Raw genomic sequence first — 25,512 nt, 5'->3', positions numbered from 1 at the left:
AAGAGACGACACCGATGGATCCCCTCACGTCCGGTCACCCGCCCCTGCGCCCCGGAGCCAACCCGCGCAAAGCCGCAACCGCGGCCTGGGTGGGCAGCGCCCTCGAGTACTACGACTTCTTCATCTACGGCACCGCCGCTGCGCTGGTCTTCGGCCGCGTGTTCTTTCCCGGTTCCAACCCCGCCACCGGAACGTTGTTGGCCCTGGCGACTTTCGGGGTCGGATACCTGGCCCGCCCACTGGGCGCATTGGTGCTCGGTCACATCGGTGACCGTTACGGCCGCAAGAAGGTCATGGTTGCCACCGTCCTGCTGATGGGAGTCGCCACTCTCGGAGTCGGCGTCCTTCCCTCGTACGAATCCATCGGCCTCGCCGCCCCGATAATCCTGGTCCTGCTGCGCCTGGCCCAGGGCTTCTCCGCGGGCGGTGAGCAGGCGGGCGCCAACTCCATGACCCTCGAGCACGCACCCGACCACCGACGGGCGTTCTTCACCAGCTTCACCCTCAGCGGCACCCAGGGCGGTCAGATCCTTGCCACCGCAGTCTTTCTCCCGGTCGCCATGCTCCCCGAGGACCAGTTGCTCAGCTGGGGCTGGCGAATCCCGTTCTTCCTCAGCGCATTCGTCGTTGTTGCCGCATTCCTGATCCGGCGCTCGCTCGACGAGACCCCTGTCTTCGAGGAAGAGGTGGCGTCCGCCGAGCCGCAGCGTCTCCCGCTGACCGAACTGCTGTCCGAGCACTGGCCCGCCGTACTCCGGGTCATGTTTGCCGCCGTGATCGCCTCGGTCAGCACGATATTCACCGTGTACGCGCTGTCGTACGCAGTCAACACGGTCGGCCTGGAACGAACTCCGATGCTGTGGGTGGGCGTACTCGCCAACGTCGTCGCGCTGTTCGCACTCCCGTTCTTCGGGTCGCTGTCCGATCGCGTCGGCCGCAAGCCGGTGTTCCTCTTCGGATCGATCGGTTGCGCAATCCTCATGTTCGGATACCTCTGGTCCATCTCGGTCGGAAACTACGCGCTCATCTTCGTCTTCGGCATCGTCATGTTCGGATTCGTCCACAGCGCGACGGGCGGTGTCTGGCCCTCGTTCTACGGCGAGATGTTCCCGGCTCGGGTACGTCTGACCGGAACGGCCCTCGGCACCCAGATCGGTTTCGCCATAGCAGGATTCGCACCCACCATTGCCGGTGCCATCGCCGGGGCCGAGATCGGTGCGTGGTTGCCTGTCGCCATCGTCACCGCCGTGTTCTGCGCCGTCAACGTTGCGATCGTGTCCACGTCCAAGGAGACCTACCGCACGCCCACCGACGAGCTCGGACGATCCACACGAACGACTCGGCGCGAGTCGGCCGCTCGTACGACATCGCGCTGACCCGCGATGATCCACGGACTGCGACCCGACCGCAGCGGTGAATGGCGCGTGTACGCCGTACGATATGCGAGCCGAACATCCCTGCGCAGCACGCACTTCCACTATTCGGACGAGCGCGGTCACGAGCCGCACCCCACTGCGTACTACGTGTGGCTCGTGCTTTCTGACACCGATACCGTCCTCGTCGACGCCGGTCTCGCACCGGCGACGGCGTCACGGATGAAGGGACTGGACTACGTCGGCTCCCCCGTGGACCTCATCGGTGAGCTGGGAATCTCCCCCGGTGACATCGACGTATGTGTGCTGACCCATCTGCACTACGACCACACCGGAGTCGTCGCAGATCTGCCGTCGGCCCGCTACGTCGTCCAGCAGAAAGAGCTCGACTACTGGAACGGTCCGTGGGCGACCCGCGTCGGGCAGGAACGCTGGTTGCACTCGCGGTCCGACATCGACCACGTCGCGGGGAGTCCGCGTCTCGACGTCGTCGACGGCGACCGCGAACTGGCACCGGGACTCTCGGTGCATGCGGTGGGCGGACATACCGCCGGCATGCAGGTAGTCAGCGTGCACACCGAACGCGGGACCCTGGTGCTGGCGTCGGATGCGAGTCACTTCTACGAGAACATCGAATCCGACAGTCCGTTCGCGATTCTGCACTGCCTGCCGGACATGTTCGGCGCGTTCGACCGGATCAGGGAACTCGCCGACAGCCCCGAGCATGTCGTGCCGGGCCACGACCCGTTGGTGGCGCAGCGGTTTGCCGCGGTCGACCCGGACCTGCACCCGCACATCTCGGTACTCGGCTGACAACCTCGACCGACAACCTCCACAACACAGAACGAGCCCCGATCATCACGTTCGATGATCGGGGCTCGTTCGGTGTTGTGCCAGAGCTGGTCAGGCCGACTTGTCGCGTCGCTCCGGGCGTTCGGGCTTGCGCGGAACGATGGTCGGCAAGACGTTGTCGTTGACCGTCTCTGCGGTGACCACGACCTTCTCCACGTCGTCCCGGCTCGGGATGTCGTACATCACCGGAAGCAGCACTTCCTCCATGATCGCGCGCAACCCACGAGCACCGGTGCCACGGAGGATCGCCTGATCGGCGATCGCCTCGAGTGCCTCGGACGTGAATTCGAGCTCCACGCCGTCCATGTCGAAGAGTCGACGGTACTGCTTGACCAACGCGTTCTTCGGTTCGGACAGGATGGTGACCAGTGATTCCTTGTCCAGGTTGGTCACCGACGCGATCATCGGGAGACGACCGATGAACTCGGGGATCAAACCGAACTTGATCAGATCCTCGGGCATCACCTCGGCGAAGTGATCCTGCGTGTCGATCTCGGCCTTGGATCGCACCTCGGCTCCGAAGCCGAGACCGCGCTTGCCGACGCGATCGGACACGATCTTCTCGAGACCGGCGAAAGCACCGGCGACGATGAAGAGCACGTTGGTGGTGTCGATCTGGATGAACTCCTGGTGCGGATGCTTACGTCCGCCCTGAGGCGGGACGCTGGCCTGGGTACCTTCCAGGATCTTGAGCAGAGCCTGCTGTACGCCCTCACCGGAGACATCGCGGGTGATCGACGGGTTCTCGCTCTTGCGAGCGATCTTGTCGACCTCGTCGATGTAGATGATGCCGGTCTCGGCCCGCTTGACGTCGTAGTCCGCAGCCTGGATGAGCTTGAGCAGGATGTTCTCGACATCCTCACCCACGTACCCGGCTTCGGTCAGTGCGGTGGCGTCGGCGATCGCGAACGGCACGTTGAGCATCTTGGCGAGGGTCTGTGCCAGATACGTCTTGCCGCACCCGGTGGGACCGAGCATCAAGATGTTCGATTTGGCCAGCTCGACGGATTCGCCGCGCACATCGCGCGCCTTGTCGCCGGCCTGAATGCGCTTGTAGTGGTTGTAGACAGCGACGGCCAACGTGCGCTTCGCAGCGTCCTGGCCGATCACGTAGTTCTCGAGAAAGTCCTTGATCTCGGAAGGCTTGGGCAGGTCGTCGAGCTTGACTTCGCTCGATTCGGCCAACTCCTCCTCGATGATCTCGTTGCACAGGTCGATGCACTCGTCGCAGATGTACACCCCTGGTCCTGCAATGAGCTTCTTGACCTGCTTTTGGCTCTTGCCGCAGAACGAGCACTTCAGCAGATCGCCACCGTCACCGATGCGTGCCATTCGGAGGTTCCTACTTCCTTGTCCGCGTACGACCCGGCCGACCGCATACGCGGAAGGGCGGGCTACTTCTCGATCGATGGCATGCCGAGTTCGAGATGCTCCGACCGAGTTCTTGGATGCGACGCTACCCGTGTTCGCCGAACATGGGCGGGTTGTTTCCGGTGATTCGCCGCCCGTTTTCACCAATTACGGCATTCGGGGCGTGAATCGAGACAGCCGGGCCGAGTTGTCCACTCGTGCCCGGCGTCCGATCGTCTGCCGGACCGCGATGCGATCCGACCGGTGGTACTTGCGTGCTACTTCTGAGCCGAGAGCTTGCGGTACTCGAACACGGTGTCGATGATGCCGTAGTCCTTGGCCTGCTCGGCGGTGAGGATCTTGTCGCGATCGGTGTCCTTGCGGATCACGTCGGGATCCTTGCCGGTGTGGCGGCCCAGGGTGGTCTCCATGAGTCGACGCATGCGTTCGATCTCGGCGGCCTGGATCTCGAGGTCCGAGACCTGGCCCTGGATTCCGCCGCTCGAGGGCTGGTGGATCAGCACTCGTGCGTTCGGCAGAGCCGCGCGCTTGCCGGGGGTGCCGGCGGCGAGCAGTACCGCGGCAGCCGAAGCCGCCTGGCCGAGGCACACTGTTGCCACGTCGGCGCGGACGTACTGCATCGTGTCGTAGATGGCCATCAGCGAGGTGAACGAGCCACCGGGCGAGTTGATGTACATCGTGATGTCACGGTCGGGGTCGAGGCCCTCGAGCACCAGCAGCTGTGCCATGACGTCGTTGGCAGACGCATCGTCGACCTGGACGCCGAGGAAGATGATGCGCTCCTCGAACAGCTTGTTGTACGGGTTCGACTCCTTGACGCCGTAGCTCGAGTGCTCGACGAAGGACGGAAGGATGTACCGCGAGGACGGCAACTGGTTGGGATCGAACAGGTTTGTCATCGTTTCTCCAAGATGTGAGTGATCGAGGGTCGCCGGTAGCGGCCGAATTACTCGCCGACTCCGCCGGCCTGCCGCGCGCGGCTGACGACGTGATCCACGAACCCGTATTCCTTGGCCGCCTGTGCCGTGAACCACCGGTCACGGTCGGAATCCTCGGTGATCTGCTCGACGGTCTGGCCGGTGTGCTGAGCGATGAGCTCGGCCATCTCACGCTTGGTGTGCGCGAACTGCTCGGCCATGATCGCGATGTCGGAAGCGCTGCCGCCGATACCGGCCGAAGGCTGATGCATCATGATGCGCGCGTGCGGCAGGGCGTAGCGCTTGCCCTTCGCACCGGCCGAGAGCAGGAACTGGCCCATCGAGGCAGCCAAGCCCATCCCGTACGTGGCGATGTCGCACTCGGCGAATTCCATGGTGTCGAAGATCGCCATACCTGCGGTGACCGAGCCACCGGGCGAGTTGATGTACAGCGAGATGTCGCGGGTGGGGTCCTCGGCCGACAGGAGCAGGATCTGCGCGCACAACTTGTTGGCGATGTCGTCGTCGACCTGGGTACCGAGGAAAATGATGCGGTTTTGAAGCAGACGCTCGTACACGGAGTCGCTGAGATTCAGCCCTGCTGCGGCCGAAGTCATGACGGGACTCTGCTCGTGCGAAGCCGCCGGATTCTGAACAGTCACGGTACCTGCCTTTTCCATAACAAATCGTTGGTTCCTGACACAGACACTAACGAAAGACGGCGGCCCCGGAGTCCCGGAACCGCCGTCGTTCGCTGTGAGCGTTACTTCTCTTGTTCGCCCTCGGAAGAATCAGCTGCTTCGACCTCGTCGGGAGCATCGGCAGGGCTGCCGAACAGCTCGGCGGTGTCGACGCTGGCTCCGTTGGTGTCGGTCACAGTGACGCGCTCGACGACCGAGGCAAGTGCCTTGCCGCGCTTGACGTCGGCGAACACGGCACCGAGCTGGTTGGCCTGCTGCACCTGCTGGATGAACTGCTCGGGCGGCATGCCGTAGCGCTGCGCCTGGAAGATGATCCGCTCGGTCAGTTCGTCCTGGCCGACCTGAGTGTTCTCGGCCTCGGCGATGGCGTCGAGGAGAAGCTGGGTGCGCACCGACTTCTCGGCACCCTCCTTGACGTCCTTGTCGAACTCCTCGCGGCTCGAACCCTGCGACTCGAGCAACTCGGCGAGCGCTTCCTCGTTGTGATCGAGGCCGTGGATGGCCTCGTGCACCTGGGAGTCGACCTCGGCCTTGACGACGGCCTCGGGAGCCGGAATCTCGAGGGTCTCGAGCAGCGTCTCGAGCACCTTGTCGCGGATCTGACCGGCCTGCTCGACCTTCGCGACTCGCTCGACGCGCGTCTTCAGATCTTCGAGCAGCTCGTCGAACGTGTCGAACTCGCTGGCGAGCTGGGCGAACTCGTCGTCGGCCTCGGGCAGTTCGCGCTCCTTGACGGAGACGACCTTGACCGTGACGACGGCTTCCTTGCCCGCGTACTCACCGGCAACGAGCGTGGAGGTGAATTCCTTCGACTCGCCGGCCGAGACGCCGATGATCGCGTCGTCGAGGCCCTCGATGAGCTGGCCGGATCCGACCTCGTGGGACAGTCCGCTCGCGGTGGCCTCTTCGACGTTCTCGCCGTCGACGGTCGCCGACAGGTCGATGGAAACGAAGTCACCCGTCTGCACCGGGCGATCGACACCGGTGAGGGTGCCGAAACGCTGACGCAGCGACTGCAGCTGCTCGTCGACGGCCTCGTCTTTGATCTCGAGCGGATCGACGACGACGCTGATGGTCGAGTAGTCCGGCAGCTCGATCTCGGGACGCACGTCGACCTCGGCGGTGAACGTGAGCTCGGTGCCGTCTTCGATCTTGGTGATCTCGATCTCGGGCTGGCCGATGACCTTGACCTTCTCGTTGGTCACGGCCTCGGAGTAGCGGGAGGGAAGAGCGTCGTTGACGACCTGCTCGAGTACGGCACCACGGCCGACTCGCGCCTCGAGCAACTTGGCCGGAGCCTTGCCGGGACGGAATCCGGGGAGGCGGATCTGCTGAGCCAAAGCCTTGTACGCGCGGTCGAAATCAGGCTTGAGCTCCTCGAAGGGCACCTCAACGTTGATACGGACTCGCGTCGGGCTCAGCTGCTCGACGGTGCTCTTCACGGGACATGCTCCTTTGTGGTGATTCTTGCTTGCTGGCAGTTCTGGCTTGCTGTCTTCCGCTCGCCACGAGCACGGTGAGCCGTGCCCGCGGCTCTCATTTGTCGGGGTGACAGGAATTGAACCTGCGACCCTCCGCTCCCAAAGCGGATGCGCTACCAAGCTGCGCCACACCCCGTCGTACGGACACCATTGAACAGCAACCGATAGTAGCCCCTCATGGGCGCCCCACCCATGACGTTCCGTGAGACCGGGCTCGACGGGCCGGTTTGGAATCCGGCAACCGCTTTGGGTACAGTCTTGAAACGCAGGCGACGGAACTGGCGATCCCACGACTGTTGTTTGCACGCCGATGTAGCTCAATGGTAGAGCCCCTGTCTTCCAAACAGGCTACGCGAGTTCGATTCTCGTCATCGGCTCCATCGAAAGCCCCGCACTCGACGAGTGCGGGGCTTTTTCGTGTCCGCGTATCGTCGACAGTGTTCGAGTGAATCGGACGAACTGGACATGTATCGCCGATGGAAGGCTCAGAAGTGGAAATCGTCCTGATCGTCATCGTCGTCGCCGTAGTGGCACTGCTGGTGCTTCGCAGCAAGAAGAACTCCGCCACAGCCGCGGCCACCGCACTGGCCGATGCGAAGGCCGACGCCCGCCAGTCGATCGAACGGCTCGGCGGCCAGGTCTACAACCTCGTCGGCTCCGACACCGCATCCAAGCAGGCCCTCGCCGACGCATCCGAGCGCAATATCGCAGCGGGCTCGCAGATCGACCAGGCGACAACCGTCGAACAGGCGAGGCTGGCCAAGCAGACCGCGCTGGAAGGGCTTTATTACATTCGCGCAGCGCGCCTGGCGATGGGCATGGACCCGGGCCCCGAAGTACAGGGCATCGACGGCCAACAGCAAGCAGGCCGTGTCACCGAGGAACGCAAGGTCGACTTCGAGGGACGAGAGATCGCGGCCTCACCGGACCCGTCGGACCGGACCCCGAACTACTACCCCGGCGGACGAGTGGCGGGCCGACCGGTACCCGCAGGCTGGTACTCCGAACCGTGGTGGCGTCCGGCCTTGGTCGCCGGCGCATGGGGAATGGGCTCGATGTTCCTGTTCTCGGCGATGTTCTCCGGCATGGCCGGAGTTCCGGACGAGACCGCAGCGGGTGGCGACCTGGGTGCGGACGGTTCCGACGGGGGCGGCGGTGACGACTACAGCGGCGGCGACGCCGGAGCAGGTAACGACGGCGGTGACGGCGGCGGCTTCTTCGACAGCGGAGACAGCGGTGGCTTTTTCGACGGCGGCGGAGGCGGAGGGGATTTCGGCGGGTTCTAGCTCGCCCGCCCTACGTCGCCTGACAGACGGGACACCAGAACAGGTTTCGCGCCTGCATCGTCGAGTGCAGGATCTCGGCTCCGCACACGCGGCACGGGAGGCCTTCCCTGCGGTAGACGTACGAACGCGGTCGGCGGGCACCGTAGGTGTCGCCGTGATCGTCTTCAGGCCGGATGGTGATGATGCGACCGCGTCGGACACCGATGGCCATGAGGTCCACGAGATCGAGCCAGATGGCGTCCCACTCGGCTCGGTCGAGGTCCTTTCCGGGCCGCATCGGGTTGATCTCGTGCCGGAAGAGGATCTCGGCGCGGTAGACATTGCCGACGCCGGCGAGCACCTTCTGATCCATCAGCAACGTGCCGATGGCCGTGCGTGACTTGGATATTCGTGCCCAGGCGGCGTCGGGGTCGGCGTCCTTGCGGAGCGGGTCCGGCCCCAGACGCGCCAGGAGGGCGTCGACCTGCTGCTCGGTGTAGATCTCGCAGGCCGTCGGGCCGCGCAGGTCGGCACCGTACTTCTCCCCCACGATGCGCAGACGCACCGCACCCACCGGATCGTCCAGTGGCACTGCGTGTTCGGTGAACTTTCCGTACAGGCCGAGGTGAATGTGCACGATCAGGTCGGATTCGTAGCGGTGCAGCAGGTGCTTGCCCCATGCCTCGGCCTTCTCGAGGACGAGGCCGTCGATCAGCGCGGCACCGGAAACGAACCGTCCCTGGGGACTGCTCGCCTCCACCGGTGCCCCGCCGAACCGACGTTGATGCAACCGAGCGAGTCGGTGCAGGGTATGCCCTTCGGGCACTTACTCGGGCTTTCCCGGAACCTCGGGTGCTTCGCCGCTGCGCTCGTACTCGGACAGGATGTCGATGCGACGCTGGTGGCGCTCCTCGCCCGAGAACGGGGTGCCGAGGAACGCGTCGACGATGGCCAGTGCTTCGGGCAACGTGTGCATGCGACCGCCGATGCCGATGAGCTGTGCATCGTTGTGTTCGCGAGCCAACTTTGCCGTCTCGACGCTCCACGCGAGGGCGCAGCGTGCGCCCGGCACCTTGTTCGCGGCGATCTGCTCGCCGTTTCCGGATCCGCCGAGCACGAGGCCGCGGCTGCCCGGATCGGCGACGACGCGACGTGCTGCGTCGATGCAGAAGGCCGGGTAGTCGTCGACGGGGTCGTAGTCGAAGGCACCGCAGTCGACGGGCTCGTGCCCGGTTGCCGTCAGGTGTTCGATGATCTGATTCTTGAACTCGAGGCCGGCGTGGTCGGCACCCAGGTATACGCGCATGCCTAGAGTCTGACAGGTGAACTCACGAGCCGAGAAATTCGCCGGTGTCGACGGCGCAAAGGGTGCGTGGGTGGTTGCAGTCTTCGACGGCACGAGAGTGACGTGGACGGCCTGCTCCTCGGTCTCCGAAGTCTTGGAGCACACCCGAGACTGCGCGCGAGTGGGCGTCGACATGCCGTTGTCGCTACCCGTGGACGGCTACCGCGTCAGCGAACTGGAGGCGAAGAGGTTCCTGGGAACTGCGCGCAGTTCGATCTTTCACACCCCCGTCGCGCATGTTCTGGACGCAGTGTCGTACGAACAGGCATGCTCGATCTCGCGGTCGAAGACCGGCAAGGCGATCAGCAAGCAGACGTGGCACATCCTGCCCGCAGTTCGGGCGTGGCGAGATTCGGACTTCGATGCGGAACGGTACGTCGAAGTGCATCCCGAATGCTCGTTCAGGGCGATGTCACCGACCACGGTCTACGCGTCGAAGAAAACGGGCCGCGGCGTCGGTCAACGGTTGGCCGCACTGACACGATGGACCGGGGATCTCGATCTGGACGACCTGCCGAACGGGCCGCTCGTCGACGACTTTCTCGACGCCGCCGTAGCGGCGTGGTCGGCCAGGCGCTTCTACCTGGGCGAGCATCTGACGTTCGGCACCGACAGCGGCTCGGATCGGATCGTCGCCTAGCCCTTCGTGCGTGAAGCTGGCCCCTTCGTGCGGGAAGCTGGCCCCTCGTGCGTGAAACCCCGGCTCCTGCTACGAGTTTCCACGCACGAGGGTGACACGATCAGTCGAACTGCGGGTCCTCGTTGCGGGAGCGCTTGAGCTCGAAGAAGTGTGGGTACGACGCGAAGATCACGGACGCGTCCCACAGCTTGCCTGCTTCCTCGCCGCGCGGGATGCGCGAGAGAACGGGGCCGAAGAACGCGACACCGTTGACGTGAATGGTCGGGGTGCCCACATCGGGGCCGACCTTGTCCATACCCGCGTGATGGCTGGTGCGCAGGTCCTCGTCGTACTCGGTGCTCTCGGCTGCCGACGCCAGCTCTGCGGGCAGGTCGAGTTCGGCCAAGGACTCTCGGATGACGACGTCGAAATCCTTGTTGCCCTCGTTGTGAATTCGCGTGCCCATGGCGGCGTACAGCGGCGCGAGGATCTCGTTGCCGTTGCTCTTCGCCGCAGCGATCGCCACCCGCACCGGACCCCACGCCTTCTTCATCATGGCGGCGTACTCCTCGGGCAGGTCGCGGCCCTCGTTGAGCACGGCCAAGCTCATGACGTGGAAATTGACGTCGATGTCGCGCACCTGCTGGACCTCGAGAATCCAGCGTGAGGTGATCCAGCACCATGGGCACAGCGGGTCGAACCAAAAATCAGCGGTGTCTTTCTGTCCTGAACCGGCCACTGTCTGCTCCTTGAAAGTCGAGGTCGCTATCTCTTGATGTCGTAACAACCGTCCACCGCGTGGGCATTCCGCGCGACCCGTCAGCCAGCGCGCGACACTGCGGACGTGATGGGATGGACGGCACTACCCATAACTACACGAAGAGGTGTCGACTGAAGTGGTTGCTCCCAACCTGACGCGTGACCAAGCCTCCGAGCGCTCGGCGATAATCGGGGAAACGAAGTACGCGATCGTTCTCGATCTCACCGACGGCCAGGGCAATTCCGGCGAGAAGACGTTCCGCTCGCTCACCACCATCACATTCGCCGCCACCGCGGGAGCGTCGACTTTCGTGGACATCGTCGCCGGCACCATCCGGTCGGCGACGCTCAACGGCACCGCGCTCGACACGACGAACTACGACGAGTCCACGGGCCTGGCACTCGGCGATCTCGCCGAGCACAACGAGCTCGTGGTCGATGCCGACTGCGTCTACTCGCACACAGGCGAGGGCCTGCACCGTTTCGTGGATCCGTCGGACGGTTCGGTGTACCTGTACTCGCAGTTCGAGACCGCGGACGCCAAGCGCATGTTCGCGTGCTTCGATCAACCGGACCTCAAGGCCACCTTCGATCTGAAGGTCACCGCTCCCGAGAGCTGGACCGTCATCTCCAACGCAGCGCACGGTGCCGAGCCGGCCGCAGGTGAGCACGTGTTCGACACGACGCCGCTGATGAGCACGTACCTGGTTGCCCTGATTGCCGGTCCCTACGCGGAGTGGACCGATTCGTACACCGACGATCACGGCACCATCCCTCTCGGAATCTACTGCCGCGCATCGCTTGCCGAGCACATGGACGCCGAGCGACTGTTCACCGAGACGAAGCAGGGTTTCGGCTTCTACCACGAGAACTTCGGCACCCCGTATGCGTTCGGCAAGTACGACCAGCTGTTCGTGCCCGAGTTCAACGCCGGTGCCATGGAGAATGCCGGGGCCGTCACGTTCCTCGAGGACTACGTCTTCCGGTCCAAGGTGACGCGGTACTCCTACGAGCGACGCGCCGAGACCGTGCTGCACGAGATGGCGCACATGTGGTTCGGCGATCTGGTGACCATGACGTGGTGGGACGACCTGTGGCTCAACGAGTCGTTCGCGACGTTCGCCTCCGTGTTGTGCCAGTCCGAGGCGACCGAGTACACCAACGCGTGGACGACGTTCGCCAACGTCGAGAAGGCCTGGGCCTACCGTCAGGACCAGCTGCCCTCGACTCACCCCATCGCCGCGGACATCCCTGATCTGGCCGCCGTGGAAGTCAACTTCGACGGCATCACGTACGCCAAGGGTGCCAGCGTGCTCAAGCAACTGGTTGCGTACGTCGGCAAGGAGGACTTCCTGGCCGGGTTGCGGGCCTACTTCGTCGACCACGCGTTCGCCAACGCAACATTCTCGGATCTGCTTGCGGCACTGGAGAAGTCGTCCGGTCGCGATCTCTCCGATTGGGGTGCGCAGTGGCTGCGGACCACCGGCCTGAACACTCTGAGCCCCGATTTCGACGTCGACTCGGAGGGCAAGTTCACCCGGTTCGCAGTGTCGCAGACCGGCGCAGCACCGGGCGCTGGCGAGCATCGTGTACACCGCATCGCGATCGGCATCTACGACGACGTCGACGGCAAGTTGGTGCGTACCGACCGCGTCGAGCTGGACCTGGACGCTGCCGAATCGACGAATGTCGAAGCGCTCGTGGGTGTATCGCGCGGCAAGCTCGTGCTGGTCAACGACGACGACCTGACGTATTGCGCAGTGCGGCTCGACCCGGATTCGCTCGGTGTTCTCGTCGATCGGATCGGCGACATCGCCGAGTCGCTCCCCCGTACTCTCGCCTGGTCGGCCGCATGGGAGATGACTCGGTCCGCCGAGATGAAGGCACGCGACTTCGTGGCCCTGGTCCAGCGCGGAATCGGTAGCGAGACCGAAGTGGGTGTGGTGCAACGTCTTCTGCTCCAAGCGCAGACGGCCATCACCAGCTACGCCGATCCGGTGTGGGCGGCCGAACACGGAGTCCCCGAGTTCGCCGACGCGGTGCTCGAGCTGGCCCGCGGTGCCGAGTCGGGCTCGGATCACCAGTTGGCGTTCGTCAATGCTCTGACCGGTACCGAACTCGGCGAGCGCCATGTCGAGGTACTGCGCGCACTCCTGGACGGTGACGCACAGGGGCAGTCCTTGGCCGGACTCGACATCGATACGGATCTGCGGTGGCGCATCGTCACCGCTCTCGCGGCGGCCGGAGCAATCGATGCCGACGGGATCGACTCGCCGGTCATCGATGCCGAAGCCGAGAAGGACAACACCGCCGCCGGCGCGCGGTCGGCTGCCGCTGCACGAGCAGCGCGTCCCAGTGCCGAGGTGAAGGAGCGGGCATGGACGACCGTCGTCGACGACGACGCGGTCCCGAACATCACGGCGCGCTCGATCATCGGTGGTTTCGCAGGCCCCGGCCAAGGCGAACTGCTCGAGCCGTACGTCGACCGCTACTTCGAGGCGATCGACGGCGTGTGGGCTCGTCGATCCAGTGAAGTCGCACAGACCGTCGTGGTCGGCCTGTACCCGTCGTGGTCGATCAGCGAGCAGTCGTTGGCCGCAGCCGACAGGTTCCTCGAGCGCGACCTTCCGCCCGCTCTGCGCCGATTGGTGATCGAGGGCCGGGCCGGAGTCGTTCGGGCACTCGCGGCCCGGGCATTCGACGCCGGCTGATCACCGGTACATGCACGACGAGGGCCGGTTGCGTCTCACCCGCGGAGGTGAGATACAACCGGCCCTTGTCGTCGCCGGAACCGACGGCCGAGAACTACGGGGATGAAGCGCGACGAGCTACGGAGCGAGGATGGATGCTGCCATCACGCGGACGGAGGTCACGAGACCGTCGATGAGGTTGCCGTCGCGGAACGGGCCGAGCGCGGCGGTGACGCCGAGCTGAGCCACCCGATCGGTAGCGCGGTTCGAGACCCGCTTTCCGGTCCGGATCTCGAGCGCGTGCCGGTTGGGGTCGACAGCGATCAGAACCGAACGAATCGCATCGGGGGTGCCGGGGAAGACCGAATCCGCCCCTGCAGCCGGATCGGCTCCCAGGTCACCGATGTAGATGTTGAAACGAATCTTCGTCTGCCGGGTGGCCTCGGTCAGTGCGTCGTCGAGCGCGACCAGATCCTGCGTCGCGAACGGGAGATGCTCCGGGCTCGGCGTGCCGAACTCGTGTGCCACCGATACTCGACCGCTTGCCGTCAGTGCAGCACCGAACGGCAGATCTTCCTCCCGGACGTCACCGCCACGTACCAATTCACCACTTGCCACTTGCAGCACCTCCGATCGAATCGGCTGTGTCCGCGTCGTGCGATCCGTGGCCCCCGAACGGAGTCACCTCGTCCGTAGCGCTCCACAGCAATGGCTCGCGCGTCCACTCGTCCGTCAGCCGGTAGGGAGCGACGTCCATCCCCGGCTGCTTATCGGTCAAGTAGGACAACGCGCCGACGATTCCGATCACCGCAACCGGAATCACCCCGAATATCAGCGTGGTCTCCAAAATGCTCACGGGGTGTGACGTTAGTCGACAATTGCCCGTCGGACCACGTCGGGGCAGGTGTTGTGACAGAAAAGAGCCCGACGCCCTTCAGTCAGGCGGCACCTTCGCCGAGGTAGGCCAACCAGCTCGGGTCCAACTCCTTGGTCGTCGCCAGCAAACGCCAGTGCGGACCCTTCGGCGGTACGAGCTGGGCTCGCAACGTCCACCCGATCTCGCTGAGCAGCTTGTCCGCCTTGCGGTGATTGCACGAGGCGCAGCACGCCACGCAGTTCTCCCACGAGTGGCCGCCACCGCGGCTACGAGGCACGACGTGATCGACGGTCTCGGCCTTGCTGCCGCAATATGCGCAGCGGAATCTGTCGCGATGCATCAGTGCCGCGCGCGTCATCGGCACCCGCGCTCGATAAGGAACTCGGACGAACGTCCGCAACCGGATCACCGACGGCACCTGGACGGAGAAATCGGCCGACCGGATGAACGGCCCCTCCGGATCGTCGTGGATCACGTCGGCCTTGCCGCAAACGAGAAGAACCACCGCCCGGCGCATCGGTAGCGCGGTCAGTGGTTCGAAAGTTGCATTGAGTAGCAGCACACGGCGCTTGACCCACGCCGGTACGGCGTCGTCGCCCGTGGCGTTGTGGGCCGTCGGCACCACGCGCAGCGGAGAAGCCCCCGAGGCCGTCTCACGCTGGTCATGCGCGGTGCGGCCCTCAGTGGGCGGGAGTTGTCGGTGGCGGTGTTGAGAGTTCTTCATGCGTTACTCCAGGGAGTGTCGGCGCCCGCGCATGGCTTGCGTGGAACACGAGTCACAGTGGAACACGAATACACCGCCCGCGCACAGCCTTTTTCTGCGCATTTTCTGTTGCCGATCGGTGAACATTTCGGTTTCCTATCGTGGAGTTCGAGGATCGACAGCGCCATGCGCTGCGCGACTGGCAAGATTTCTGCGTCTCCGTAGACTTTTCGGGTGGCTGTATCAACCCTTCTGTCCGTATCGCCTGTATCCGATCTTTCAATGCTGCGAGAGCTCGACACCCGAGCATTCGAACTGACCGACACCGGACGCGACTGGCTGGTCGACCGTCCGTTGCAGATCCTCGGTTATCTAATTCTTTCGATCGTGCTGAGGCTCGTGTTGCACCGCATGATCGACCGCTTCACTCGACACGACGCCGGCCGATCACCTGCGCTTCTCCGGCCGTTACGCGACCGGTCCTCGGGAACGGTGAAGGGCGAGATACTCAACGAACGGCGCAGACAGCGGGCCAACACGATCGGTTCGGTACTCCGATCGGCGGTGTCGGTCATGATCCTGACCTGGTTCGTATTGTCGGTGCTCGACGTCGTGGGCGTGAACGTCGCGCCGTTCATCGCATCGGCGGGAATCGTCGGTGTCGCCCTCGGTTTCGGTGCGCAGAACCTCGTCCGCGACTTCCTGTCCGGAATCTTCATGCTTCTCGAGGATCAGTACGGAGTCGGCGACGTCGTCGATCTCGGTGAGGCGACCGGGACGGTCGAAAGCGTGGGACTGCGAGTCACCACGATCAGGGATGTCAACGGCACCGTGTGGTACTGCCGCAACGGCGAAGTTCTGCGGGTGGGCAACATGAGCCAAGGGTTCGCTGTGGCGGTCCTCGATCTCCCCGTCTCCCACACGGCCAACATCGACGAGGCCTGCGCCGTCGCCGAGAGAACCACCACCGAGGTCGTGGACTCCGGTGACTTCGAAAACGACATCCTCGAACCCCCGGAGATGCTCGGCGTCAATGCCGTCAGCGCCGATACCGTGACCATTCGGATCACGATCAAAACCCGACCCGGCCGCCAATGGGCTGTGCAGCGCCGCCTCCACCGCGACATCCTGCAGTCGTTCGACGATGCCGGTATCAAAGCCCCCTATGCGCTGGGCCGTCCGGGTGGGATTGCAGTCGAGAGCAGCAGCTGAGGGACAATGAGTGTGATCGACGCCGACGAGGAACGAACAGAGAGAGTGTGATGACCGAACCGCAGCAGACGTTCTACGACGCGGTCGGCGGTGCGGAGACGTTCCGATTGCTCACGGCGAAGTTCTACGAGGAAGTGGCCAAGGACGACATCGTGCGGCCCCTGTATCCGGAGGAGGACCTGGCACCTGCCGAACGGCGGATGCGCATGTTCCTCGAGCAGTACTGGGGCGGACCCCGTACGTACTCCGACGAACGGGGTCATCCGCGATTGCGGATGCGTCACAATCCGTTTCGGATCGGGCCGCTCGAACGTGACGCGTGGCTTCGATGCATGCACATCGCCATTGCCTCGATCGACCCGGCCGTCCTGGATTCTGCGCACCGGACGCAACTCGTCGACTACATGGAGATGGCGGCCAATTCGATGATGAACTCGGCAATCTGAGAGCTACGGCGTCACGTACTACGGCGTCACGAACTACAGCGATGCGCCTCGCCGCGGGCCCGCTGCGCCACCTTTGAGGCGACCGAGCCGGCGGCGGAGTGAGCCGGCTACCCCGAGCACGAAGCTCAGCGGCGCAGGCAGGTGCTGTCGCAAGATCGCGTGCTTGCGCACGTAGTTCTCGACGTGCCACTCCGACCATGTGCCGGCCCGGAACAACGCTGCGTCGCCGGCGACCAGAGTCCGGGGCGCGTGGTTCTCGCTGGACACCACGACCGACCCGTCCATGATGTGGACGATCTCGTCGACTGCGAAGTACCACCGAAAGCGACCGGCCGTGCAATCCCACACATTGGTGGTCGTGGTGCCGTCGGTGCTTCTGGACCACTCCGCGACGCGCGCCCGCGGGTTTCCCTCGAGGATCCACGTGGGTTCGATGGGACTGTCGGAGAGCGAAATATCTTCCAGCCGCACAGCAACGGTCGAGGTCATCATGGTGTCGTCGCGTCCTCACCGTCGGGCGCGGCACCGGCCGCGACACGTTTCACGTTGCAGAACATACAACACTTTCCAAACGTGGGGATACGTGTCGGTCATGTGAATGAGCACAATCCTTTACTTTCGGATGGTCCGCCTCGACCGGGTGCAGGTAGCACCTCAGCGCCCTCGAATCGTTCGCAGCCCATTCGTTTGGCACTATTGCCAGTTGTGACCGATCCGATCGAAAGCACCGAGTTGTCGTGGTGGCAGGACGCCGTCTTCTACCAGATCTATCCCCGGTCGTTCGCCGATGCGAACGGTGACGGAATCGGTGATCTCGACGGCATCAGAGACAAGCTCGGCTACCTCGAATTGCTCGGTATCGATGCCATCTGGATCGGACCGATCACGCGGTCGCCCATGGCCGATCACGGCTACGACGTTTCCGACCCCCGCGACATCGACCCCATGTTCGGCAGTCTCGAGATCTTCGACGCATTGCTCGACGAGGCCCACGCCCGCGACATCAAGGTCACGATGGACCTGGTGCCCAATCACACCAGCAGCGAACACCGATGGTTCCAGGCGGCTCTGGACGCCCCTCGCGGCAGCGCCGAGCGAGCGCGCTACATCTTCCGGGACGGACTCGGCGACGACGGTTCACAGCCGCCGAACAACTGGCCGAGTATCTTCGGCGGTCCCGCCTGGACGCGGGTCGAGGAGAAGGACGGCTCCCCCGGTCAGTGGTACCTGCATATCTTCGCGCCCGAACAACCGGACCTGAACTGGGACAACCCCGAGGTCTTCGACGACTTTGCGCGCACTCTTCGGTTCTGGCTGGACCGAGGCGTCGACGGATTTCGGCTCGACGTCGCCCACGGCATGGCGAAGCCCGCCGAGTTGGCCGACATGAGCCTCGAGTTCAACGCACTGATGAAGAACGACGACGACGATCCCCGGTTCAACAACCCCCGAGTACACGAATTGCACCGCCGCATCAGAGCCGTCATGAACGACTACCCCCACGCGGTGACGGTCGGCGAGATCTGGGTCCAGGACAACGTCCGGTTCTCCGAATACATCCGGCCCGACGAGCTGCACCTGGGTTTCAACTTCCGTTTGGCCAGTGTCGAGTTCGATGCCGAGACCATCCGCGATGCGATCTCCAACTCGATCGCAGCCGTAGAACTGGTCGGGGGCACCCCGACGTGGACACTGTCGAACCACGACGTCGAACGCGAGGTCACCCGATACGGTGACGGAGACCTGGGCTACCACCGGGCCCGGGCCATGATTCTTGTCGAATTGGCCCTTCCCGGAACGATTTTCGTCTACAACGGTGCCGAGCTCGGGCTACCGAACGTGCAGCTGCCCGACAGTGCCCTGCAGGACCCGGTATGGAAGCGATCCGGGCACACCGAGCGCGGACGCGACGGCTGCCGAGTGCCCATGCCATGGGAGGGCGATGCCCCGCCGTTCGGGTTTTCCACCACCGATCGCACCTGGTTGCCGATGCCGCCCGAGTGGAAGGGGCTGACCGCCGAGGTGCAGCTCGAAGAGGTCGATTCGATGCTCAGTCTCTACCGCACGGCGTTCGAATTGCGCACCCTGCGGCCGGAGTTCACCGGTGCCGGAATCGATTGGTACGGTGCCCCTCCCGGATGTCTGGCCTTTCGCCGCCGTGGGGGCTTGATCTGCGCCCTCAACGCCTCCGACGAGTCGATCCCACTCCCACCCGGCGAAGTGTTGCTGGCCAGCACTCCGCTGGTGAACGGAATGCTCCCTGCGAACGCGGCTGCCTGGCTCGTCTGAATCGGCCGACCGGCCCGCCCGAACCGGCCGGCCACGCTCAGCGTTCGACGGTGAGCGACAACTGTTGTCCTGGACGGCGAACGAACACCGACCCGAACCTGGCATCGAGGCGCAACCACACCTTCGTGGCACGTACTCGTACCACCTCTGCGGCGGCGATCCTCTCCGGGTCGACGTCGATCGTCAACGGATCGTTGCCGTCGTGCGGCACGAAACCCATGGCGGTCAAAGCGAATACGGTGCGCATGGTGACCGAGACGTCGTCGCCGTCACCGGCCACGTGCAACACCTGCTGTTCGAGCAGCGAGCTCGGCGGCCCGTGACTGCTGCCGTGTTCCTTCGCCAATGCAGCACCGCGCTGCGCGAGTCCGATGAGTACCCGAGCGGGGACGTCGTCGAGATGCTCGAACCCACTGTCGGGAGGAAGGGTGCCACGCCACGCGGAGTCCATCGAGAAACCCGGGTCGATCACGCCGTCGTCCGCGTTCTGCAGAGCGGACACCAACACATCGGCACCCGCACTGGTGTCGTCGGGCACGATGGTTCCCGCTATCACGCGCGCCGCGAGCGCATCGAAACCGGTTGCCGCCCAACAGGACACGCCCCCGCCGACCCGAGTGCGCAGTCGAACGACAGCGGCCTCGTCCAAGCGCAATGCCCTGCTGCAGAACGTCTGGAGGTTTTCCCGCTCGACCGCATCGGGAACGGTCAGAACGCGCTCATACACGCTGCCAACTCACCAGGAACTCGCGCTCGGCGGGGGTGAGCCGACGCAGCCGCTGCGCATCGATGTCGAACGCTGCGATCTGCGTCGACGCCACCACCGCTGCCGGCGTGTCCAGCGATGCCCCGCGTGCTCGCACCTCGTACCCCACGACGAAGTCCACCGCGCGGACCGCGTCGATCCACATGAAGACGTCGAGCGGTCCGTCCTCGTGTCGCAGCTGCCCGCGATACTTCACGTGCAGGTCGGCGATGACGGCACCGTGACGCAGGTTCGCAGTCGGCCTGCCGTCCACCAGCAGCCACGGGATCCGCGCCTCTTCGAGCAACGTCACCATCCGCGCGTGGTTGATGTGTTGATACACATCCATATCCGACCACCGCACATCCACAGCGGCATGAAAGCCCACCCGCTCGGTGGCGGGTCGCTTGTCGGACAGATGGTCGTCGGGCACACTCACGCGGTCACTACCTCGTCTCGATCGAACGGAAGTTCCATGGTGTCAGGGAACCATGTTTCTCACCTGTCGGGCGGCAACCGAGAGTGTCGCCAGGTCAAGAGTCCCCGTCTCGGCGATCTCGGTGAGTGCCGCACGCGAGCGGGCCAACCTCGACGAATTGGTCGATTCCCATTCGGCGATCTTCTCCGTCACCGACTCGTCGGGCTTGCCTGCGGCCAGTACGGCCTTGGTGATTCCGCGTAGGGACGCGTACAGATCGTCTCGAAGGGCCAAGCGAGCCAACGAATGCCACCGATCGCCGCGGGCCAGCTTCGAGACCGAGGTGAGCAACCAGTCGATGCCGATGTGCGCGTCGAGCGCGAAGTAGAGCTCGGCCACCTCCGCTCCGTCCCGGTCGACGATGTCGGCGATATCGATGATGTCCAGCAGGCAGTAGACGTCGAGCAAGCCGTAGATCCGACGTGCCAGCTCGGCCGGAGCACCTCGTTCGATCGCAGCCGCCGACCGCCGGTCCAGATCGGCCGCCTGGTGACCGGAGATCCACGACGCGACCTGCGGCTGCAGAGCACGAACCTGGCCGGCGTAACGGCTGATCTCGGCCCCGACCGCCAGCGGTTGCGGCCGATTCGCCAACAGCCACCGGGCTACTCGATCCAGCATGCGCCGCGACTCGAGCAACAACTCCGCCGAGACTGCGGTCGGTACGTCGGCCGCTCGAATCGAATCCCACACGTCGTCGAGGCCGAAGATTTCGGTGGCCGCGGCGAACGCGCGAATGGCGTCGGTGCCCGCGGCACCGGAGTCCTCGGTCAAGCGATAGGGGTAGGTGATTCCACCGCAGTCGATTGCCTCGTTGGCGAGCGTCGTCGCCACGAGTTGACGTCGCAGCGGATGCGCCTTGATCGCATCTGCGTACGGTTCTCGCAGAGGCTCGGGGAAATACTTGGGTAGTCGCGGCGCGAAAACGTCGCTGTCGGGTAGCTCGCTGTCGAGCAGCTCCGCTTCCAATGCCAATTTCACGTGCGCCATCAACGTGGCGAGTTCCGGCGACGTCAGTCCACGACCGTCTTGCTTGCGCCGCCGGAGGTCGGCCTCGGTGGGCAGCGCCTCGAGTTCCCGATCGAGCCCTCGACGCGTCTCCAGATCCTCGATCACCCGGCTGTGCACCGTCACCAGATGGGGTGCGTCGAATCTGGACGTACCCAGCAGCTCGTTCTGCATGATGTTGTCCCACAACACCAATCGCCCTACCTCGTCGGTCATGGACGCAAGCAGCTCATCGCGGTTTTCGCGAGCCAGGTTTCCGTTGGTGATGGCAGTCTCGAGCAGGATCTTGATGTTGACTTCGTGATCGGAACAGTCGACGCCCGCCGAGTTGTCCACGGCGTCGGTGTTGATCTTGCCGCCGGCTGCGGCGTACTCGATTCTGCCCAGTGCGGTGGCGCCGAGGTTGCCGCCCTCCCCCACCACAGCCGCTCGCACATCCACGCCGTCGACCCGCACCGCGTCGTTGGCCTTGTCGCCGACCTCGGCGTTGCTTTCGCTGGAAGCCTTGATGTAGGTACCGATTCCGCCGTTCCACAGCAGATCGGCGGGGGCCTTCAGGATCGCGTTCACCAGTTCGGGCGGCGACAGTGCGGTGACGGAGTCGTCCAACCCGAGGGCCGACCGTGCTGCGGCGCTGATGGGTACGGATTTACGGGTCCTTTCCCACACTCCTCCGCCGGCACTGATGAGCGAGGTGTCGTAGTCCGCCCACGACGACCGCGGCAGGGCGAACAAGCGCTCCCGCTCGGCGAACGACGACTCTCGATCGGGATCGGGATCGAGAAAGATGTGCCGGTGGTCGAACGCCGCGAGCAAGCGAATGTGGCGGCTCAGCAGCATGCCGTTACCGAACACGTCACCGCTCATGTCGCCGACGCCGACGACCGTGAAATCCTGACTCTGCGTGTCGATTCCGAGCTCACGGAAGTGTCGCTTGACGCTCTCCCACGCACCCTTCGCGGTGATTCCCATGGCTTTGTGGTCGTATCCGGCGGATCCGCCGGATGCGAAGGCGTCACCGAGCCAGAATCCGTACTCGGCGGCGATGCCGTTGGCCATGTCGGAGAAGGTCGCGGTGCCCTTGTCCGCCGCGACGACGAGGTAGGTGTCGTCTCCGTCGCGGCGCACCACCCCGGTAGGTACCGATACCGATCCGGTGGCGCGGTCGAGATTGTCGGTGATGTCGAGCAACCCGGCGATGAAGAGTCGGTAGCAGGCTTTGCCTTCCTCGGCGTACGCCTGTCGATCTCGGTCGGCTTCACCTGTGGTCACCGGAGGGCGCTTGACGACGAATCCGCCCTTGGCCCCGACGGGCACGATGACTGCGTTCTTGACCATCTGAGCTTTTGCGAGACCGAGAATTTCCGTCCGGAAGTCCTCCCGTCGATCGGACCAGCGCAACCCACCTCGGGCCACCGCACCGAACCTCAGATGCACTCCCTCGACGCGCGGGGAGTACACGAAGATCTCGAACGTGGGCTTCGGTTTGGGCAGCTCGGCGATGGACTGCGGGTCGAACTTGAGCGAGAGGTACGGGCGGTGCGCACCGTCGGATCCCACCACGAAATGGTTGGTGCGCAACGTCGCTCGAATGAGCTCGAACATGCTGCGCAGAATGCGGTCGGCATCGAGGCTGACGACCTCGTCGATCAGCTCGCCTAGCTGAGTTCCGATGGCCTGCGCGTCCGCCTCGGCACTGGTCTCGGGGTCGAACTGCGCCTCGAACAGTCCGACGAGCAGCCGAGCGGTGCGCGGATGCGCCAGGAGAACGCCTTCGATGTTGAACTGGCTGTAGGGAAAACCTGCCTGCCGCAGGTATTTGGCGTAGGCACGTAACACCACGGCCTGCCGCCAGTGCAGACCTGCGCGCATCACCAGTTCGTTGAAACGATCCGCTTCTGCGGCGCCGCTCCACACGGCCGCGAATGCGTCGGTGAATCGATGCTGGACCCGGCTCTCGCGATCGGCTGTGCCTGCCTCGGACAGCTCGGCGTCGAGGTCCCCGTCGATGGCAGAGCGCAACATCTCACGCGAGGCGGAGAGGCCGAAATCGTAGATCCAGCAAGACATTCCGTCCGGGCGCACCACCGGGTACGGCCGCTCGTCGTCGACCTCCACACCGAGACTCTGCAGAATGGGCAGCACCTGGGACAGCGATACGCCCGCGCCGCCGATGTACAGCGAGAAACGCCAGCTACCCACGGCCGAGCGTTCGTTTCGGTAGAGCTGCATGTCGATCGCTTCGTCGCCCAACGCTTCCAGGCGGGCGATGTCGGTGACGGCTCTGGCCGGACTGAAGTCCTGCTTGTACGCCTCGGGGAATGCCTCGGTGTAGCGCTGAATTCGCACCGGGTCGACAGCTCGGTCGAGGGAAACCGCGTCCCCCAACGAGTCTTCCCACGTTCTGGTGGTCTCGGTCAACGCCGCTTCGATCCTGGTGATGTCGTCGGCGGACAGGTGGCGAGACGCAGTGCCCGGTGCGCGGCGCACCGTCACGTGCAGCAGTGCGAGATCCGATTCGGTGACGCGTGCGGTGTAGTCGAGCGAGGTACCACCGAGCTCCCGGAGCAGTCGGTCCTGGATCGCGAGCCGAACCCGAGTGGTGTAGCGATCTCGTGGCAGATACACCAGCGCACTGACGAAGGACCCGCTCGCATCGGGTCGAACGAACAACTTGACCTTACGCCGACGACCCAGCGCCAGAACAGCACTCGCCGTTTCGAACAGCCACGAGGCAGAGGTCGCGAACAGTTCCGAGCGCGGCATCGACTGCAGCACCTCGAGCATGGCCTGCCCGGAGAAGGATCCGAGGTCGTGGCCTGCCCTGGCGATCACCGACCGCACTCGACGCTCGATCACCGGAATGTCGAGGACGTTCTCGTGCAGCGCGGTGACGGTGAAGACGCCGACGAACCGATGCTCGGCAGAGTCGTCGGCGTCGATCACACTGACGAAATAGGGGTATACAGCCCGATGAACCGTGGCCGGATTCGGGCCCTGGGTCAGGGCCACCAGGTCGCGTTCACCGACCGGTTCGGGTCCGTCGCCGTGCTGCCCGCCATCGCGCAGCACACCCAGGCTGCTCGATTCCACACCGGTCGCGGTTCGGTCACCGTCGCTACCGTCGATCGTGTAACGGCGGTAACCCAGCAGGGTGTAATGGCCGTCGCCCAGCCACCGCAGCAAGGCAGCCGCATCCCGGTGCGTGACAGCTGTTTCGGAGTCGGTGTCGCCCGACGCCGCGGCGACACCGTCCAACCGATCGGCCACCGCAGCCTGCACACGACGCATCTCGTCGGTGTCGCCGACGACCTGACGCACATCGGCAAGTACTCGACTGGTCTCCTCTTCCAGCTGCGCGACGGCATCGTCGGATGTGGACGGGTGCAGCTGCACGTGTATCCAGGATTCCGCGATGCCGGCAGAGCTCAGCCCGAGGAGCTCTCCCTCGGTGTTCCGATCGACCGAGAGGATGGGATGAACCACGTCGGTGTATTCGATGCCGAGACGCGAGAGCAGCGACATGATCGACTCGACCAGCAACGGCATGTCGTCGGTGACGATCTGTAGATAGCTTCCCGCTGCCTGCTGTGTTGCAGACTCGTTCGGTCGATGGACCGCCACGTTCGCCGTCCCCGGCAGCCGCTGTGCGGCGAGCCGAACGTGCCGCCGAAAGGAGGTGATGTCCGGGGTATGCGCGGACACTGCGAGCGCAGTGGCGTCGGTGTGCTCGAAATACTCCGTACGCAATGTCGCCAACTCGGTCAGAAGCCTGTCGTCGAGCCCGTCGGCCCAGTGGTCGTCGGTCAGGTCAAGCGAGCGTGACATTGTTTTCGAGTACTCCCTCGTGAGGATTTCCCGACGCCCGCCGATCGCCGGTCGTCGATGACCCCTCGACCCTAGTGTGGGTGACCCCGCAACCGCAGTGATCTCGGGAACCAGCGCGTCAGGCGGATCCGCCGGTCACTGCGAATCGCTGTGGAGGTACTCGCTCAGTGCAGTTCGTTCGTGTTCGCGCAGCGGCCTGGACGAGGACGTGTCGAGGTCGAAGGCCACCATCAGTGCCTCCGCATCCGCGCACACCGTTCCGTTTCGGTCGGTGACCACATGACGGACGCCGTACGAGGTGGTTCCGATGCGCGTGATCCACAGTTCGATCGTCAGCGGCCCCGAGTCGTCGAGAATCGGATGCAGAAAATCGGTGGTGAGCTTGCGGACCACCGTTGCGCCCCGCCGCCCCGAACCCCCGAAGACCGCGTTCAGGAACTGAACGCGGCCCTCCTGGAGATACTCGACGAACCGGGTGTTGTTGACGTGCCCGAGGCGGTCGGAATCACCCCACCGCACCTGAAGTGTGCAGGTGAAGGTCTGTGCCGACATG

General features: G+C 64.5%; 23 protein-coding genes and 2 tRNA genes. 9 read left to right on the top strand and 16 right to left on the bottom strand.

Annotation, left to right across the window (positions count from 1 at the left end):
- The first annotated feature begins 14 nt into the window (after window positions 1-14).
- Together E4P29_RS04005 and E4P29_RS04000 are read left to right on the top strand one after the other, a co-directional pair.
- Window positions 15-1,376: an MFS transporter gene (locus tag E4P29_RS04005; RefSeq protein ID WP_135042166.1), complete on the top strand. Its 1,362-nt coding sequence runs from the start codon at window positions 15-17 to the stop codon at window positions 1,374-1,376.
- A gap of 48 nt (window positions 1,377-1,424) precedes the next feature.
- Window positions 1,425-2,186, top strand: a complete 762-nt coding sequence (locus E4P29_RS04000; RefSeq protein ID WP_245154154.1) for an N-acyl homoserine lactonase family protein — start codon at window positions 1,425-1,427, stop codon at window positions 2,184-2,186.
- 90 nt (window positions 2,187-2,276) lie between these two features.
- Here E4P29_RS04000 and clpX read toward each other — a convergent pair whose 3' ends face one another.
- From clpX to E4P29_RS03975, 5 genes are all read right to left on the bottom strand, one after another.
- Window positions 2,277-3,557, bottom strand: coding sequence for an ATP-dependent Clp protease ATP-binding subunit ClpX (gene clpX, locus E4P29_RS03995; protein WP_027497577.1), 1,281 nt, complete (start codon window positions 3,555-3,557; stop codon window positions 2,277-2,279).
- A 296-nt stretch (window positions 3,558-3,853) separates the two neighbouring features.
- Window positions 3,854-4,495: an ATP-dependent Clp protease proteolytic subunit gene (locus tag E4P29_RS03990; RefSeq protein WP_008715342.1), complete on the bottom strand. Its 642-nt coding sequence runs from the start codon at window positions 4,493-4,495 to the stop codon at window positions 3,854-3,856.
- A 47-nt stretch (window positions 4,496-4,542) separates the two neighbouring features.
- Window positions 4,543-5,193 carry an ATP-dependent Clp protease proteolytic subunit gene (locus tag E4P29_RS03985; protein ID WP_072692168.1) on the bottom strand — a complete coding sequence of 217 codons (651 nt, stop codon included), beginning with the start codon at window positions 5,191-5,193 and terminating at the stop codon, window positions 4,543-4,545.
- An 83-nt stretch (window positions 5,194-5,276) separates the two neighbouring features.
- Window positions 5,277-6,656, bottom strand: coding sequence for a trigger factor (gene tig / locus E4P29_RS03980; protein ID WP_167735370.1), 1,380 nt, complete (start codon window positions 6,654-6,656; stop codon window positions 5,277-5,279).
- Between the two features lie 101 nt (window positions 6,657-6,757).
- Window positions 6,758-6,831: transfer RNA gene (locus E4P29_RS03975), tRNA-Pro, on the bottom strand.
- Between the two features lie 170 nt (window positions 6,832-7,001).
- Here E4P29_RS03975 and E4P29_RS03970 point away from each other — a divergent pair.
- Together E4P29_RS03970 and E4P29_RS03965 are read left to right on the top strand one after the other, a co-directional pair.
- Window positions 7,002-7,075: transfer RNA gene (locus E4P29_RS03970), tRNA-Gly, on the top strand.
- 111 nt (window positions 7,076-7,186) lie between these two features.
- Window positions 7,187-7,981, top strand: coding sequence for a DUF1542 domain-containing protein (locus E4P29_RS03965; protein ID WP_135042707.1), 795 nt, complete (start codon window positions 7,187-7,189; stop codon window positions 7,979-7,981).
- Between the two features lie 10 nt (window positions 7,982-7,991).
- Here the strand turns inward: E4P29_RS03965 and E4P29_RS03960 are convergent, their stop codons facing one another.
- Both E4P29_RS03960 and E4P29_RS03955 read right to left on the bottom strand, forming a co-directional pair.
- Window positions 7,992-8,786: a DNA-formamidopyrimidine glycosylase family protein gene (locus tag E4P29_RS03960; protein WP_032368209.1), complete on the bottom strand. Its 795-nt coding sequence runs from the start codon at window positions 8,784-8,786 to the stop codon at window positions 7,992-7,994.
- Window positions 8,787-9,266: a ribose-5-phosphate isomerase gene (locus E4P29_RS03955; protein ID WP_032374451.1), complete on the bottom strand. Its 480-nt coding sequence runs from the start codon at window positions 9,264-9,266 to the stop codon at window positions 8,787-8,789.
- A 16-nt stretch (window positions 9,267-9,282) separates the two neighbouring features.
- Here E4P29_RS03955 and E4P29_RS03950 point away from each other — a divergent pair, with 16 nt between their 5' ends.
- Window positions 9,283-9,945, top strand: coding sequence for a DUF429 domain-containing protein (locus E4P29_RS03950; RefSeq protein ID WP_135042160.1), 663 nt, complete (start codon window positions 9,283-9,285; stop codon window positions 9,943-9,945).
- A 100-nt stretch (window positions 9,946-10,045) separates the two neighbouring features.
- Here the strand turns inward: E4P29_RS03950 and E4P29_RS03945 are convergent, their stop codons facing one another.
- Entirely contained in the window at window positions 10,046-10,663 is a 618-nt protein-coding gene (locus tag E4P29_RS03945) for a DsbA family protein (protein ID WP_135042158.1), read from the bottom strand.
- Window positions 10,664-10,820: 157 nt separating this feature from the next.
- Here E4P29_RS03945 and pepN point away from each other — a divergent pair, with 157 nt between their 5' ends.
- Complete coding sequence (gene pepN / locus E4P29_RS03940; RefSeq protein WP_135042156.1) at window positions 10,821-13,394, top strand: aminopeptidase N; 2,574 nt, start codon at window positions 10,821-10,823, stop codon at window positions 13,392-13,394.
- A gap of 117 nt (window positions 13,395-13,511) precedes the next feature.
- On the opposite strand, the gene E4P29_RS03935 is transcribed toward pepN, so the two are convergent.
- The 3 genes from E4P29_RS03935 to E4P29_RS03925 all read right to left on the bottom strand — a co-directional run bounded on the left by E4P29_RS03935 (window position 13,512) and on the right by E4P29_RS03925 (window position 14,974).
- Window positions 13,512-13,991: a DUF5130 family protein gene (locus tag E4P29_RS03935; RefSeq protein ID WP_135042153.1), complete on the bottom strand. Its 480-nt coding sequence runs from the start codon at window positions 13,989-13,991 to the stop codon at window positions 13,512-13,514.
- Window positions 13,978-14,229, bottom strand: a complete 252-nt coding sequence (locus tag E4P29_RS03930; protein ID WP_027497587.1) for a hypothetical protein — start codon at window positions 14,227-14,229, stop codon at window positions 13,978-13,980. The genes E4P29_RS03935 and E4P29_RS03930 overlap by 14 nt, the downstream gene beginning before the upstream one ends.
- An 82-nt stretch (window positions 14,230-14,311) precedes the next feature.
- On the bottom strand, window positions 14,312-14,974 hold the full coding sequence (locus E4P29_RS03925; RefSeq protein ID WP_209205299.1) for an HNH endonuclease: 663 nt from the start codon (window positions 14,972-14,974) through the stop codon (window positions 14,312-14,314).
- A 261-nt stretch (window positions 14,975-15,235) separates the two neighbouring features.
- Between E4P29_RS03925 and E4P29_RS03920 the strand changes: the two genes are divergently transcribed.
- Both E4P29_RS03920 and E4P29_RS03915 read left to right on the top strand, forming a co-directional pair.
- Complete coding sequence (locus E4P29_RS03920) at window positions 15,236-16,165, top strand: mechanosensitive ion channel family protein (RefSeq protein ID WP_135042703.1); 930 nt, start codon at window positions 15,236-15,238, stop codon at window positions 16,163-16,165.
- A 50-nt stretch (window positions 16,166-16,215) separates the two neighbouring features.
- Window positions 16,216-16,611, top strand: a complete 396-nt coding sequence (locus tag E4P29_RS03915) for a globin (protein ID WP_135042151.1) — start codon at window positions 16,216-16,218, stop codon at window positions 16,609-16,611.
- 33 nt (window positions 16,612-16,644) lie between these two features.
- On the opposite strand, the gene E4P29_RS03910 is transcribed toward E4P29_RS03915, so the two are convergent.
- Window positions 16,645-17,103 carry a cupin domain-containing protein gene (locus E4P29_RS03910; RefSeq protein ID WP_135042149.1) on the bottom strand — a complete coding sequence of 153 codons (459 nt, stop codon included), beginning with the start codon at window positions 17,101-17,103 and terminating at the stop codon, window positions 16,645-16,647.
- A 204-nt stretch (window positions 17,104-17,307) separates the two neighbouring features.
- On the opposite strand from E4P29_RS03910, the gene E4P29_RS03905 reads away from it, so the two are divergent.
- Window positions 17,308-18,900, top strand: a complete 1,593-nt coding sequence (locus E4P29_RS03905) for a glycoside hydrolase family 13 protein (protein ID WP_167735369.1) — start codon at window positions 17,308-17,310, stop codon at window positions 18,898-18,900.
- A gap of 37 nt (window positions 18,901-18,937) precedes the next feature.
- Here E4P29_RS03905 and E4P29_RS03900 read toward each other — a convergent pair whose 3' ends face one another.
- The 4 genes from E4P29_RS03900 to E4P29_RS03885 all read right to left on the bottom strand — a co-directional run bounded on the left by E4P29_RS03900 (window position 18,938) and on the right by E4P29_RS03885 (window position 25,511).
- A complete protein-coding gene (locus E4P29_RS03900) occupies window positions 18,938-19,627 on the bottom strand; it encodes a hypothetical protein (protein WP_135042145.1) in 690 nt (229 codons plus the stop codon).
- On the bottom strand, window positions 19,620-20,084 hold the full coding sequence (locus E4P29_RS03895; RefSeq protein WP_045841282.1) for a thioesterase family protein: 465 nt from the start codon (window positions 20,082-20,084) through the stop codon (window positions 19,620-19,622). The genes E4P29_RS03900 and E4P29_RS03895 overlap by 8 nt, the downstream gene beginning before the upstream one ends.
- Window positions 20,085-20,126: 42 nt before the next feature.
- Window positions 20,127-24,959: an NAD-glutamate dehydrogenase gene (locus E4P29_RS03890; protein ID WP_135042143.1), complete on the bottom strand. Its 4,833-nt coding sequence runs from the start codon at window positions 24,957-24,959 to the stop codon at window positions 20,127-20,129.
- Between the two features lie 135 nt (window positions 24,960-25,094).
- A complete protein-coding gene (locus E4P29_RS03885; RefSeq protein ID WP_135042141.1) occupies window positions 25,095-25,511 on the bottom strand; it encodes an acyl-CoA thioesterase in 417 nt (138 codons plus the stop codon).
- Window position 25,512: the final 1 nt, after the last annotated feature.

This window comes from Rhodococcus sp. 1R11 (assembly GCF_004563845.1).
Lineage (GTDB): Bacteria > Actinomycetota > Actinomycetes > Mycobacteriales > Mycobacteriaceae > Rhodococcoides.
This window is presented reverse-complemented; position numbering and strand designations above follow the sequence as displayed.

Excerpts from the sequence above, each read along its gene's own strand:
- E4P29_RS04005 (WP_135042166.1), top strand. The coding sequence starts at position 15 with ATGGATCCCCTCACGTCCGGTCACCCGCCCCTGCGCCCCGGAGCCAAC.
- clpX (WP_027497577.1), bottom strand. The coding sequence starts at position 3,557 with ATGGCACGCATCGGTGACGGTGGCGATCTGCTGAAGTGCTCGTTCTGC.
- E4P29_RS03990 (WP_008715342.1), bottom strand. The coding sequence starts at position 4,495 with ATGACAAACCTGTTCGATCCCAACCAGTTGCCGTCCTCGCGGTACATC.
- E4P29_RS03985 (WP_072692168.1), bottom strand. The coding sequence starts at position 5,193 with ATGGAAAAGGCAGGTACCGTGACTGTTCAGAATCCGGCGGCTTCGCAC.
- E4P29_RS03955 (WP_032374451.1), bottom strand. The coding sequence starts at position 9,266 with ATGCGCGTATACCTGGGTGCCGACCACGCCGGCCTCGAGTTCAAGAAT.
- E4P29_RS03925 (WP_209205299.1), bottom strand. The coding sequence starts at position 14,974 with ATGAAGAACTCTCAACACCGCCACCGACAACTCCCGCCCACTGAGGGC.
- E4P29_RS03920 (WP_135042703.1), top strand. The coding sequence starts at position 15,236 with ATGCTGCGAGAGCTCGACACCCGAGCATTCGAACTGACCGACACCGGA.
- E4P29_RS03915 (WP_135042151.1), top strand. The coding sequence starts at position 16,216 with ATGACCGAACCGCAGCAGACGTTCTACGACGCGGTCGGCGGTGCGGAG.
- E4P29_RS03910 (WP_135042149.1), bottom strand. The coding sequence starts at position 17,103 with ATGATGACCTCGACCGTTGCTGTGCGGCTGGAAGATATTTCGCTCTCC.
- E4P29_RS03890 (WP_135042143.1), bottom strand. The coding sequence starts at position 24,959 with ATGTCACGCTCGCTTGACCTGACCGACGACCACTGGGCCGACGGGCTC.
- E4P29_RS03885 (WP_135042141.1), bottom strand. The coding sequence starts at position 25,511 with ATGTCGGCACAGACCTTCACCTGCACACTTCAGGTGCGGTGGGGTGAT.